Raw genomic sequence first — 12,751 nt, forward strand, 5'->3', positions numbered from 1 at the left:
TTTGACTTTAAATTTACCTCGCCTCGCCGAGCCGCCCTATCTCAAATCCAAAACCGCAAATTTAGTTAAATTTACCGCGCCTTTTCGCAGTGTTCTCCGTACGGCACCAGCTCGCAAAGCCTCGCGTGCAGCCGCTTTACTTCGGCCTCGCCCGCGATCTCGAGTAGCTCTTTTTCGTGGTATTTAGCTAGCATGATGCAGCCAGCGAGCATATCTGTTTCGTGGCAGCTTCTAACAAGCGCCATTACCCCTTCCTTGGCCCCATAAGGCATCGCCATCGTGCCGAATCTAAAACATCGCCAAGCGTCCATCTCGCACGCCTTGCGCAGATAGCCGACCGCCTGCTCCGGCGCGCTGCTGCCGATCGCTAGCCCCAGATGCTCGCATCCTAGCGCCGAGCCCTTTTCGCATGCGGTTTCGTATAGTTTTTTCGCGCGTTTTTCGTCCTTGCCTGGCGCGCCGTCAGCCTCAAGGCTCTTGCCGTAAATCACGCAAGCATCCTGATAGCCGCTATCGCAAGCCGGGATCAAAATCTCCCTTGCGGCGATGAAATCTTTGTTATTTATATGCATTTCGCCCGCTGCCGCGCATGTGTCAAATTTACCATCCTTGCACGCATCAAGCAAAATTTGCATCGCCTCGCGGATGTCTTTTTCGTTTTGCTTTTTGGGCTGTTTTTGGTAAAACAAGATCACTCGCTTGCAGGCTCTTGCGTCCTTTTGGGCGCAAGATTTTTTGAGCTCCTCGTACCTCGCGCTTAAAAACGCCTCTTTTTCGGGGCTTAGTTCGCCTTTTTTGGGCTCGCTGGCCATAGCCGCGATAGCAAAAAGTATCAACGCGATCAAATTTTTCATTTTATACCTTAAATTTATTTTCTTAGTGCCTTTGCGAGGCTAATGCCCATTATTATAATTAAAATTTGTAGCTTTTTGCAAGGTGTTGAGGCTAATTTAAAGGGCAAATTTGCCCTTTAAATTTTAGTTTAGTAGAAGTGATTTTATATCTATTTTTTGCTCGATCATCTTGCTTTCAAGCATAAATTCTTGCGTAGCTTCAAGCGCTTTTATGTCTTCAGCCGTGATCTTTGGACTAAAGTCGTACTGAGGATACATACTCTTTACCGCCTCTATGCTTAGCCCCGTCTCCTCGGCTGTAAATTTAAGCGCCTCATCCTCGTTTGCTTTGATATAGTCTAAAATTTCGTCCTGAGCCTTTTTAAATTTCTCAACGACGTCTTTATGCTTTTTATAAAACTCTCCACTTGTTGCCGTGACGATGACCGGAGTGATAACGCCTTTGCCGGTTGTGACTACATTTAGGCCTGATTTTTGAGCGTTGTAGGCAGCAGGTCCTGCAAGAAGCGCTGCATCTACGCTGCCGTTTTCTACCGCGGCTTGCGCAGCCGGGATACCCATAGAGATGAACTCTACGTCGTTTATACTAAGCCCTCCAAGAGCTAGGTATCTAACCAAAAGCTCGTTTAAGATCGTGCCCTTTGGGCCTGCTACTTTTTTACCTTTTAGATCTTTTGGCGACTTTATGTTTTGGTCCTTAGAAAATATCACAAATGCCTCTGGCGCCCTTGAATATGCGCTTATGATCTTTATGTCAGCCTTATTTGCAGCTGCAAGTATGACAGAAGTGCCGCCCACGCAGTTTAGAAACTGGAGCGAATTTGAAGCTAGTGCTTGCGTTTGCTTGGCACCCGAGGTGATCTCAGAGTACTCGACCGGCACGCCAAAAGACTTCGCGTAAAATCCTTTAAATTTATCGACGATCGATGGGACGTTTAGCGGCGATTTGACGTAGGTCATGCCGATCTTGTCTAAGCCTTCGCTTGCGTTTGCGACGAGGCAAAGCAAAGAGGCTGCACATAAAACCTTGAAAAACTTTCTCATATTTACTCCTTGTGATTTAAATTTTGTGGATTATATAAATTTTTTGCTTCATTTTGGTTTTAATTATCATCTATCTTTATCCTAAATTTCACTCAAAATTTTGCGTTTTACGGCTATTAGCTCCTCACTTAGCAGATCTCGTGGTCTTGCTAAATTTGATAGATCGTAGTTTGATTTTATACCGCCTTTTTCGAGCAAGATGATCTCATCAGCCAAAAACAGCGCCTCGTCGATGTTGTGCGTGACGAAAAGGATAGTTTTGCCGGCTTTTATTTTTAAAATTTCAGCCTGCATGCTAGCTCTCGTAAATGCATCAAGTGCCGCAAACGGCTCGTCCATGAGGATCAAATTTGCCTCATATGCAAGCACTCTCGCAAGCGAAACGCGCGAGCTCATACCGCCGGATAGCTGCGAAACTGCGGCAAATTTAAAATCGCTAAGCCCTATCATAGATATGAGAGCATCTATCTTTGCAGCCTCTATCCCATGCTTTTTAAGCGGAAAAACGATATTTTCATAGACGTTTAGAAACGGCATGAGGCGGGGCTCTTGAAAGACAAAGCCGATCTTTGCAGGCTCTTTAAATTTTATCTCGCCAAGACTTACGCTCTCAAGGCCCGCTATAAGGCGTAAAAGCGTAGTTTTGCCGCATCCGCTTCTGCCAAGTATGACGGTGATCTTATCTTTTTTTATGCTTAAATTTAGCTCTCTTAAAACGTCAATTCGCTTGCCATTAATAAAAAAATGCTTGGATAAATTTGAAATTTCTATCATTTCTCACCTCGCAAAAGGCTAAATTTAGCTATCAAAAGCAAAAAGAGCCTATCTATGAGCACGCCGCAAACGCCGATCGTAAAAATGCCCACAAATATCCTATCCGCGCGCGAAAGCTCCTCGGCGTCAAGTATGAGATATCCCAGCCCGCTTGAAGCCGCTATCATTTCAGCTCCGATGATCGCGCGCATGGCGTAGCCAAAGCCTATTCGCATACCGACAAAGATATCTTTTAACGCGCTTTTTAGGATGATCTTGTAAAAAATTTCAAATTTGCTAAAGCCAAAAATTTTGCCAACTTCGATGAGCTTCACGTCGCAGCTCGTTAGCCCTTTTTGGATACTTAAAAACATCGGGAAAAATGAGGCCAGGATGATAATAATGATCTTTGGCGTCTCGTTTATACCAAACCAAAGCACCAAAATGGCTATCAAACTAAGCGGCGGGATGTTTCTAAAAAACTCCAGTATCCACTCGTAATAAACGCTGATCTTTGGCAAAAGCGCAGCTATACCGCCAAGCACGAGCGCTAGGGCAAAAGAAAGAGTATATCCTACAAATATGCGCTTAAAGCTGATAATAGTGTGCGTAGCAAGCTCCCCGCTTAGGCTCATGCCATACATCGTCTTTAGCGTCGCTGCCGGACTTGGCAAGATATACGGCGTGAAGATTTCTAGCTCGCAAACGACCTGCCAGATGACAAAGATCGCTAGGATCAAAATGCTCTTTTTAAAAATTTCCCTCACAGCCCATCCCCGTTGTGACAGCCGTTTTCGCAGTACAAAAGCTCGATGATCCGGTAGTTTTTAAACTCGCTAAATTTATATGAAAGGGCGTTTTGTATCTTTTCTTTATTGCCAAGGCTTAGAGTTTTTACGCCTAAATTTGTAAAAAATCCCGGCGGTATCGGACTTTGCTCGATACTACGCATCTTTAAATTTATAGCGTTTTGCTCCCTAAAGCTTTTCCACGTCAAAAATGTGGTTCGCTCTAAATTTAGCCCCCTGCCAAGCTCGGCCAAGTCCTCGCAGGGCGTCGTCACGTAGAGCCACTCGTCCTCTTTTAGCTTTGAGTTAAGCTCGGTGGCGCTTTCAATCAAAATAGGGTTTAAATTTGAGATGAGGCTGGCGTGCTCTTTGAAATTTGCCCTGATGAAATTTGCAGCCCTAGGACAGCGACTATCAAAGATGAGTTCCTTTTGCGCGAGGTCATTTTTGTATGCGTTTTTGACGCTATTAACGTGGTCTTTTTCGCACTCCATTACGCTAAAGCCTTTGTTTTGTAAAATTTCTTTAAGCGTCGCAAAGTCGTAGATACTTTTTACAACAGGATTTAGCCAAACCAGTTTTTTCATGAGAACTCCCGTCAAATTTAAAGACAAAATGTAATAATTGAAATCAGAATTGTATCATTTGAAAGCAAAAAGACGGCTTTGGAAGCCAAATTTATAAGAAAACGGGTAGACTTTTATGTCCGGCTTTTGCTTTTTCTGCGATTTACCACGAGTCTTGGTATGCTTTTTTAAGCCTCGTTAACTCTTTTAGCATGCTTTTTCGCATGTTTTCTCCTTAAATTTAAACCCAAAACTTGCCGATAAATCAGTCGTCAAATTTGAATTTAAAAAGCGCTCGCGAGACGAGCCGCTTTTAAATTTTACGACGGGAGCTACCTAGTCCGGTAGTGACCGAGTAAAATTTTAAATCCAACGAAGTATAAACCAAAAAGACGAGCCGTCAAATTTAAACGGCTTGCCTTAAGCCTAATGCCCTCTCGCCAAACCCATCCCCCACGATAAACTCCGTCGTATAAACCAGCGCGCGGCCTTCCTGCGCGTCTTTTATGCGGATGATCAGGCGTTTGTTGTTTTTATCGGCTGCGGCGCGGTGTTCGCCGATGGCGACGCGGTAAATTTGCGTGATGATATCCTTGCCCGTTTCGTCCAAATTTAGCTCCAACACGAGATCCTCAAGCTCTCTTTTGCCTCTGCTTTCGCTAGATGCCTGGCCGTTTTGGTAGCTTGCGCCGCTACTTTCCTTGCGCTGTTTAAAGCTTCTGCTTTGGAAATTCATATCGCGCGCGTCCTCTAGGCCCACGACGTCGATTAGATTTATGCGAGCGCCCTGATCGTCGCGGCTGTAGCGCACCTTAAATGCTAGCGGAGCGTCCTTTTGTTCGTCACTTAGGCTCTCGATAAGTCCTTTTTCAGAGTCAAACGCCGCAACCTTAAACGTGCTAAAAAGGTCCATAATGCTTAGCATCATAAACTCTTTGCCACTCTTTTTGCTCGTGATGCTGGCGACCTCTCTGATCTTGCCGACGACTAGGATCTCGCTGGTCTTATCAATCTTGCCGAAGTCCTTGCTAGGCGTGTGTTTTATCTGTTCGATTTGCTCTTTGTATTTTTCGAGCGGATGCGAAAAGTCCATACCCATAGCCTCGTCAAGAGTCAAAATTTTATCCAAATTTATGCGCATAAACTGCCCGTCTTTGGAGTAGCGAACCTTAAACGCATGCGGCAGATCGCGCTCATCGGCACTCATCGACTCGACCGCGCCAAGGCTTCTGTCAAAGACCGCGATCTCGACCGTACCGTGGAAATCCAGCATCTCGATCGTGCCCATTTTTTTGCCGTTTTTCTTGCTGATCCTAGTCGTTAGATCCTCTATCTTGCCCACGAGCAGCATCTCGCCGTTTTCGGGTAGCTCGTCAAATTTATCGCTAAGCGTGTATTTTATCTTTGAGATTTGCTCGCGGTACTCGTCTAACGGGTGGCCGGAGAGATAGATACCCACGCTTTCTAGCTCAAATTTTAGCTTAGTTTTTAGCTCCAGCTCGGAGTCGTCGCGCACGAGACTAGTTTTAACCGTCGCCATACTCTCGTCGTCGCCAAACAGACTCTCGGCGGCGTTTTTCTTGATAGTAGCGGCGTTTTTGCACGCCTCTACGATGTTATCTAGGTTGTTTAGCATCATCTTGCGCGTTAGGCCAAAGCTGTCAAACGAGCCAGATTTTATCAGGCTTTCAAAGACTTTTTTATTTACCTTAAAGTTGTCCACGCGCGAGACGAAGTCGTCGATGTCTTTAAACTCGCCCTTGGCCTGCTCTTCTAGGATATTTTCTATCGCCGCGCCCCCGACGCCTTTTATCGCGCCTAGGCCGTAGATAATGGCGTCCTTACCTCCTTCGCTAACGACTGAAAATTCTTTGGCAGATTTATTGACCGACGGCGGCAGGATAGCGATATCTAGGCGCTTACACTCGTCTATGTAGCGCGAAATCTTATCGGCATTGGTCTCCTCGCTAGTGATGAGAGCCGCCATAAATTCGGCCGGATAGTACGTCTTCATATAGGCCGTTTGAAAGGTCACGTAGGTGTAGGCCGCTGCGTGGGATTTGTTAAATCCGTACGAAGCGAAGTGTAAAATAAGCTCAAACAGCTCGTCGGCCTTTTTACCGTCTAGCCCCTGAGCCTCGGCGCCTTCGATAAATTTGCCCTTTAGTCTATCCATCTCCTCTTTTATTTTTTTACCCATCGCGCGGCGCACGAGATCAGCGCCTCCTAGCGAAAAGCCGCCGATAGTCTGCACGATTTGCATAACTTGCTCTTGATAGACGATGACGCCGTATGTAGGCTCTAGGATTGGCTGAAGCTCGGGGAAAATATACGTGATAGGCTCCAGACCGTGTTTGCGTTTGATGAAATCAGGAATAAGATCCATCGGACCCGGGCGGTAAAGCGAGATCATCGCGATGATATCCTCGAAGCAGTCCGGACGCATATCGGCTCCGACTTTTTGCATGCCTTCGCTCTCTATCTGAAACAGTCCTAGCGTCTGGCCGCTGCTGATCGTCTCGTAGGTTTTGGGGTCGTTTTTATTGACCTGCTCCCAGATGATTTCCTTGCCAAATCTCTTTTTTACGAGCTTGACGGCGTTATCGATCACGGTTAGCGTCTTTAGGCCTAGGAAGTCAAATTTGATGAGGTCCACGTCCTCTAGGTACTTTAGGCTATACTGCGTGACGAAGTGATCCTCCTCGGCGTTTGGCTGGCGGAAAAGCGGGGTTTTGTTCCACAGCTCCTCGTTTGAGATGACCACGCCCGCGGCATGCATACCGGCGTTTCGGTTTAGACCCTCTAGATCAAGGGCGAATTTCCAAATTCTATTTGCATTTGAGTTGGTCGCTATCAGCTCGCCGATCTTTGGCTCTTTTTCAAAGGCTTGTTCCAGCGTGATGCCTAGCTCGTCGGGTATGAGCTTAGCCATAGCGTCGGCCTCGGCATAGGGCATGTCGCATACTCGCGCGACATCGCGGATGACGCCTTTTGCCAGTAGCTTACCAAAGGTTATGACTTGAGCCACGTTAAATTTGCCGTACTTTTCGATGACGTAGTCGATGATCTCGCCGCGGCGGTTTTGACAAAAGTCCACGTCGATATCGGGCATGCTCACGCGCTCCGGGTTCAAAAAACGCTCGAAAAGCAGGTTATAGGGCAGCGGATCCAGGTCGGTGATCTTTAGACTATATGCCACGAGGCTTCCCGCCGCCGAGCCGCGTCCCGGGCCTACCGGCACGCCGCGCTTTTTAGCTTCGTTGATAAAGTCCCAAACGATCATCATGTAGCCCGGGAAGTTCATTTTATTTATGATATCTATCTCGCGTTGCAGACGGGTTTTATACTCCTCGTGGCGCTCAGCTGGGATAAATTTCAATCTCTCCTCCAGCCCCTGCCTGCACTCGTGCTCAAATAGCACGCTGTCGTTTGGTATGCTGTAGCGTTTATCAGGCTCTGGTAGGCTCAAATTTCGCTCGGCGGCGTATTCGAGCGTAAATTTAAAATTTGGCGGCGTCGCGTCGCCTAGCTTGATCGTGAGGTCGCATTTATCTACGATTTCTTGCGTGTTTGCGACGGCTTCAGGGATATCGGCAAAAAGCTCGCTCATCTGCGCAGGCGTCTTGACGTAAAACTCATGCACGCTGTGGCGTAGGCGGTTTGGATCGTCTAGCAGTTTGTTCATCGCGATACACATAAAAACCTCGTGCGCATCGGCTCGTTGCTTAAACGTATAGTGCGTGTCGTTGGTTGCGATTACCTTGATATTTAGCTCTTTTGCCAGGCGCAGGATTTCATCGTCGATCCTGCGCTGATCGCCGATACCGTGGCGCATGATCTCGAGGTAAAAATCATCGCCAAATACATCTTTGTACCACAGCGCGGCTTCCTTTGCCGCCTCGTATCCGCCCGCGCCGAAACGCAAATTTCGCTCGCTTTGGTTGAGATTCCAGTTCACCTCGCCTTGCAGGCACGCCGATGAGCAGATGATGCCCTCGCTGTGCTCTTTTAGCATCTTTTTGTTGATACGCGGATAATAATAAAACCCCTCGATGTAGCTCATGGAGCTCAGATACATCAGGTTTTTGTAGCCGATTTCGTTTTTTGCGATGAGGCAGAGGTGGAAGCGCTGTTTGGTGCTTTTATCTCCCAGCTCCTCGCCGTTGTGGATGTAGGCTTCGATGCCGATTAGCGGCTTTATGCCTTCATTTTTCATCGTTTTATAAAAGTCTATCGCTCCGAACATATTGCCGTGGTCGGTGATGGCTGCGGCTTTGACGCCTTGGCTTTTTAGCGTTTTGGCTAGCTCCTTGATACGGTTGGCGCCGTCTAGCAGTGAATACTCCGTGTGCAGGTGCAGGTGCGTAAAATCTGTAAAATCGCTCATTTTTTCGTCCTTTTTAATGCTTTTAATTTTACAAAAACTTTGCTTTTAGGCGGATAAATCGGCCTCGTTTAAATTTAGCTAGGCTCGGAAAGTAGGCTGCTGATGTGGGCTTTTCGTCAAATTTGAGCTTAAATTTGACGCAGGTTTTTGGACGCAAATTTGGGGTTGGCGATATAGATAACTCGGTTTAAATTTACCGCTCAAATTTAGCTTAAATTTGAGCGGTAAATTTTATGAAACCATGCAAGCATAAATAAAAAATTGAAGAGCGGCTACAAGGAAGCCAAGAAATATTTTATGCTATAAACAGAGGAAAATTTAGATAAGCCGGTAAAAATTTACCGCGCTTTTAAAACAATCCAAGTAGCGCGTTTAAATTTATCGACTAAATTTCTCTTTCAACATCTCAAGCAAATTTGACAAAGTATCGCATTTTGATGCGTCGAGCCCTAGCTTAAGAGCGGCGAATTTATAGTGCATTTTTGCGCCGTCCGTTACGCTCACCGCCGGTGCGCTCGAGCTTTTGGATAGCTTTTTGCCGCCATACACCAGCAGGCCGTGATGGATGAAATTTGCATTTTTAAAACCGTAGCCCAGGAGCCCTGCCGCGTATTTTTGCGCCGCCGAGCACGCGAGCAGATCCTCGCCTCGCACGAGCAAATTTACGCCTAAGATCTCGTCATCCACGAGGCTAGCGAGATTATACGCGGGCGTGTCGTCTTTTTTCCAAACGACGAAATCGCCCAAAATTTGCGCCAAATTTACACTTTGAGCTTGCGAAAATTTTTCCGTTTCAAACGCCGTCTCGTCCGTCAAATTTAGGGCGCCCAAATTTGCCGAATTTAAAAAACATTCGCCCGAATTTCCAACGGCCTCAAAGTTAAATTTTTCGCCACCAGGTTTCTCACTGTCCGAGATGACCAAATTTGCCAATTTTTTTAAACCGTTTGCCACGCCATTTTGCGTTGTTCGCTCATTGCCGCAAAAGCCGCTCATTTGGTTTGCTGGACCGTCCGCGTCGCCGCGCAGGGCGTCAAAATTTATCAAATTTTGCCCGACTAAAATTTCCGCCCCGTCGATGGTGCTTAGCCGCATAGCCATTTTGTCTTTTTTAAATTTAAGATTTTTATCCGCACAAACCCGCGTATAAATGCCGTTTTTAAACGAGTTTTTCATAGAGTGCGAGCACTCGCAAGCATAGCAAACACCTTTTTGCTCAAGCGTTTTTAGCGTGTTTTCGTAGGCGCCAAGGCGAAATTTGGAGCTAAATTTGGTTTCAAATTCCCTCACTCCGCCAGGTCCCCCGTCAAAATCAATGCCCAGCATATCAAGCACGCGAAAGATATTTTCCACGTATTGCCTGCGGTAGCGCGGCAAGTCGTAGTCGTCGATCCTTAAGTACAAAATCCCATCAAACGCGCGAGTAAAAAGATATGTCAGCAAGAAGTTATAAACATTGCCTGCGTGCAAAAAGCCGCTTGGCGTCGGAGCGATACGAGAGGTGATTTTTTGGTTCATTTGGAGTGAAATTTAATTAAAAAGCTTAAATTTAAAAATTAGATTAAAGCCGTCAGATTTGACGGCCGGATTATTCTTTAGGTTTAGATTCGTTTACTCTTAGAGCTCTGCCGCCTACTTCCTTGTTGTTTAGCGCTTCGATCGCTTTTAGCGCGTCTGCGTCGTTTTCTATCTCGACGAATCCGAATCCTTTTGAGCGATTCGTGTCGCGATCTTTGACGATTTTCGCGCGTTTTACTTCGCCAAACGGCGCAAATGTATCCTTAAGCTCTGCCTCAGTCATGCGATATGACAAGTTACCGACGTAAATATTCACAGTAACGTTTCCTTAAATCAAATTCCCGATAAAATCGGTTGATAGATGATACCTGAATTTAAATAAAAAAGCTAGATAAAAATTGATATTTTTATAATTTTTTGTAAATTTAAATTTCGGCTGGCGTTTTTGAAAATTTATTTTTTATTCGGCGATTTTGGGCTAGGTAAAATTTGCCGTAAATTTAAGGCAGGTTTGGCACGGAACACCAGCCAATCGGCGCAAATAAATTTAAACCAAAATGCGGCCTTGTCGGCAATTTTTATAATTTCACAGCCGCAAATTTGATATTTGCATCCTTAATAAAATTTAAGCCGCGCCTTCGCCAAAAACTGGCAAAACGTGCAGCATTTATCAAAATTTAAACCCGCAAATCGTTATTTGATAAATAAAAGTCCGTTTTTCACTTCATTATAAACTTGCTCGCCGTTTAAAATTTTAACCAGCTCCAAGGCAAACTCCATCGCAGTGGCAGGGCCTTTTGAAGTGATGATATTTCCGCTTTGCACGACGTTTTTGTCACTCACGTACATTCCGCCCTCTATGCTAGCCTCGCAGCTAGGATAACATGTGTACTCGCCGCTCATCACCTCGGCCACCCCAAGAGCTATCGGCGCGGCGCAAATGGCAGCGACGAATTTGCCTTTTTTAGCAAACTTTTTGATCGTCTCTCTCATTTTTAGATTACCGGAGATATTTGTGACACCCGTATACCCGCCCGGCAAAACCAGCATATCGTAGTCGCCCTCCTCAAGATCATAAAGCGTCATATCGCAGATAAATTTCACTCCGTGAGCGCCCGTGATAGGTAGCTTGTCAAGCCCGACTATATGAGCATCCACGCCGCCCCTCCTAAGCACGTCCACGACACTAACGCCCTCTATCTCCTCAAACCCGTCGGCAAAAATCACGGCAACTTTTTTCATAATTTTCTCCTTAAATTTTCGGATTATTATACTCTTGTTTGCTAAATTTGCGCTATAATCGCGCCACTTTAAATTCGAAAGGAAGGAAAATGGAAGTAAAGATTACGTATTGCAATTCTTGAAACTATAGACCGGTAGCTTCTCGTGTAGAAGATGAATTTTTAAGTCAAATCCCAGGCGCTAATATTAGCAAAATCGTCGGTAGCGGCGGAAACTTCATAGTTGAAGTAAACGGAAAAGTAGTATTTTCCAAAAAAGATCTCATCGGCACGGAAGTAAATGCCCTGCCAAACCACGAAGAGATCGTTGCTTTGGTCGATAGCGTTAAAAAATCAGCCTAAAGTCTAAGCCGAGGCTTAGGCCTTGGCTTTTATTTCTTCAAATTTTATCTCGTCTTTTTCGTATTTTTTAAGCAAATCGTTTATACGCCTCTCAAAAATTTTCCATCTAGCTTCGTTTCCATGCTTTTCAAACAAATTTAACGCGTGACTGGTCAAAATTTCTTGTTCATTCTTTATGAGTAAATATTCAAAAAGCTGCTCAACCACCGCCAGACCGTTTCGCTCCAGCATCAAATCAATCAAATTTCGTTCGGTTTTTATCTCGCCAAAAAATCTAAACACCGCCGTTAAATCATTTGTTAAATTTTGACAAAGGGCTTCGGTGTCGGTATTTTCGTTGATTTCATAGTAAGCTGTTTTGGAGCCCGTGATGGATGAAATCCTTTCTCTAAAATGGCATTCGTATTCTTTGGGTTTTAAGACGGTTTCTTTGCCGGTCGCAGCGTTGATAAATGCGCCGTAAATGCCGCAGTTTACGTAAAATCTAGTTTCAAATGCAGTATTGCCGCTACTTTTTTGGAGATTTACAACATAGATAAGTTCGGGGGTATTTTTGTAGAAATTTAGCCCGTTTTTAGCAAAGCCGTTATCTTTAAATAGCGGCTTTGCTTGGGCTATGAGCTCGTCAAATTTTGTTTTCATCAAATTTGACGACTGTGATTATTTGTTTGCGCGTTCGATGTACTCGCCGCGGACGGTATCTACGCGGATGACCTCGCCTTCGAGCACGTGGAAAGGTATCTGTACGACTGCACCACTCTCAAGCGTAGCAGGCTTTTTGCCACCCTGGGTGTCGCCTTTGAAATTCGGCGGAGTCTCGACGATCTTTAACTCGACGACTTGCGGCACTTCTACTCCGATAGCCTTGCCGTTGTGAAACAAGATCTCAACCATCATGCCGTCGATCATCCATTTTTTAACATCGCCTACGTCCTCATCGCTGATCGCTACTTGCTCGTAGGTCGCAGTGTCCATAAACTGGCAAAACTCGCCGTCGTCGTAAAGATACTGCATCTCTTTTTCTTCCAAATTCGGCTGATCGCATTTGTCGCCCGCGTGGAAGGTCTTTTCAAGCACTTTACCGTCGATAAAAGATTTGATTTTCGCGCGAACGAAAGCTGCGCCCTTGCCAGGTTTTACGTGCTGATACTCGACGACTTTATACGGAACGCCGTCTAGTTCGATCTTTAGTCCTTTTTTTAGGTCGCCCATTGAATAGGTTGCCATTTTCTCTCCTTGTAGTTTTAAAGGCTGATTA

Annotated in this window: 12 protein-coding genes; 1 reads left to right on the top strand and 11 read right to left on the bottom strand. The window is 45.5% G+C overall.

Going from position 1 to position 12,751, the window contains the following annotated elements:
- Positions 1-71: 71 nt before the first annotated feature.
- From EE116_RS09670 to EE116_RS09710, 9 genes are all read right to left on the bottom strand, one after another.
- Entirely contained in the window at positions 72-854 is a 783-nt protein-coding gene (locus EE116_RS09670; protein ID WP_122874238.1) for a tetratricopeptide repeat protein, read from the bottom strand.
- Positions 855-977: 123 nt separating this feature from the next.
- Positions 978-1,898 (bottom strand): ABC transporter substrate-binding protein, encoded by a 921-nt coding sequence (locus EE116_RS09675; protein WP_122874239.1) that lies wholly within the window; start codon positions 1,896-1,898, stop codon positions 978-980.
- Between the two features lie 81 nt (positions 1,899-1,979).
- Positions 1,980-2,672, bottom strand: a complete 693-nt coding sequence (locus tag EE116_RS09680) for an ABC transporter ATP-binding protein (RefSeq protein ID WP_122874240.1) — start codon at positions 2,670-2,672, stop codon at positions 1,980-1,982.
- A complete protein-coding gene (locus EE116_RS09685; RefSeq protein WP_122874241.1) occupies positions 2,669-3,418 on the bottom strand; it encodes an ABC transporter permease in 750 nt (249 codons plus the stop codon). Before EE116_RS09685 ends, EE116_RS09680 begins: the two co-directional genes overlap by 4 nt.
- Positions 3,415-4,026, bottom strand: coding sequence for a hypothetical protein (locus EE116_RS09690; RefSeq protein ID WP_122874242.1), 612 nt, complete (start codon positions 4,024-4,026; stop codon positions 3,415-3,417). Before EE116_RS09690 ends, EE116_RS09685 begins: the two co-directional genes overlap by 4 nt.
- A gap of 385 nt (positions 4,027-4,411) precedes the next feature.
- Positions 4,412-8,392 (bottom strand): DNA polymerase III subunit alpha, encoded by a 3,981-nt coding sequence (gene dnaE, locus EE116_RS09695; RefSeq protein ID WP_122874243.1) that lies wholly within the window; start codon positions 8,390-8,392, stop codon positions 4,412-4,414.
- 378 nt (positions 8,393-8,770) lie between these two features.
- A complete protein-coding gene (locus EE116_RS09700) occupies positions 8,771-9,910 on the bottom strand; it encodes a glutamate--tRNA ligase family protein (RefSeq protein ID WP_122874244.1) in 1,140 nt (379 codons plus the stop codon).
- Between the two features lie 70 nt (positions 9,911-9,980).
- On the bottom strand, positions 9,981-10,226 hold the full coding sequence (locus EE116_RS09705; protein WP_002948394.1) for an RNA recognition motif domain-containing protein: 246 nt from the start codon (positions 10,224-10,226) through the stop codon (positions 9,981-9,983).
- Positions 10,227-10,603: 377 nt separating this feature from the next.
- Positions 10,604-11,152, bottom strand: coding sequence for a DJ-1 family glyoxalase III (locus tag EE116_RS09710; protein ID WP_122874245.1), 549 nt, complete (start codon positions 11,150-11,152; stop codon positions 10,604-10,606).
- Between the two features lie 89 nt (positions 11,153-11,241).
- Between EE116_RS09710 and EE116_RS13075 the strand changes: the two genes are divergently transcribed.
- Entirely contained in the window at positions 11,242-11,493 is a 252-nt protein-coding gene (locus tag EE116_RS13075) for a SelT/SelW/SelH family (seleno)protein (protein ID WP_277418917.1), read from the top strand.
- Positions 11,494-11,508: 15 nt separating this feature from the next.
- On the opposite strand, the gene EE116_RS09720 is transcribed toward EE116_RS13075, so the two are convergent.
- Both EE116_RS09720 and efp read right to left on the bottom strand, forming a co-directional pair.
- Entirely contained in the window at positions 11,509-12,135 is a 627-nt protein-coding gene (locus EE116_RS09720; protein WP_122874246.1) for a DUF4304 domain-containing protein, read from the bottom strand.
- 18 nt (positions 12,136-12,153) lie between these two features.
- Positions 12,154-12,720: an elongation factor P gene (gene efp / locus EE116_RS09725; RefSeq protein ID WP_002948377.1), complete on the bottom strand. Its 567-nt coding sequence runs from the start codon at positions 12,718-12,720 to the stop codon at positions 12,154-12,156.
- Positions 12,721-12,751 lie beyond the last annotated feature (31 nt).

The sequence above is a fragment of the Campylobacter showae genome (assembly GCF_900573985.1).
GTDB lineage: Bacteria > Campylobacterota > Campylobacteria > Campylobacterales > Campylobacteraceae > Campylobacter_A > Campylobacter_A showae_E.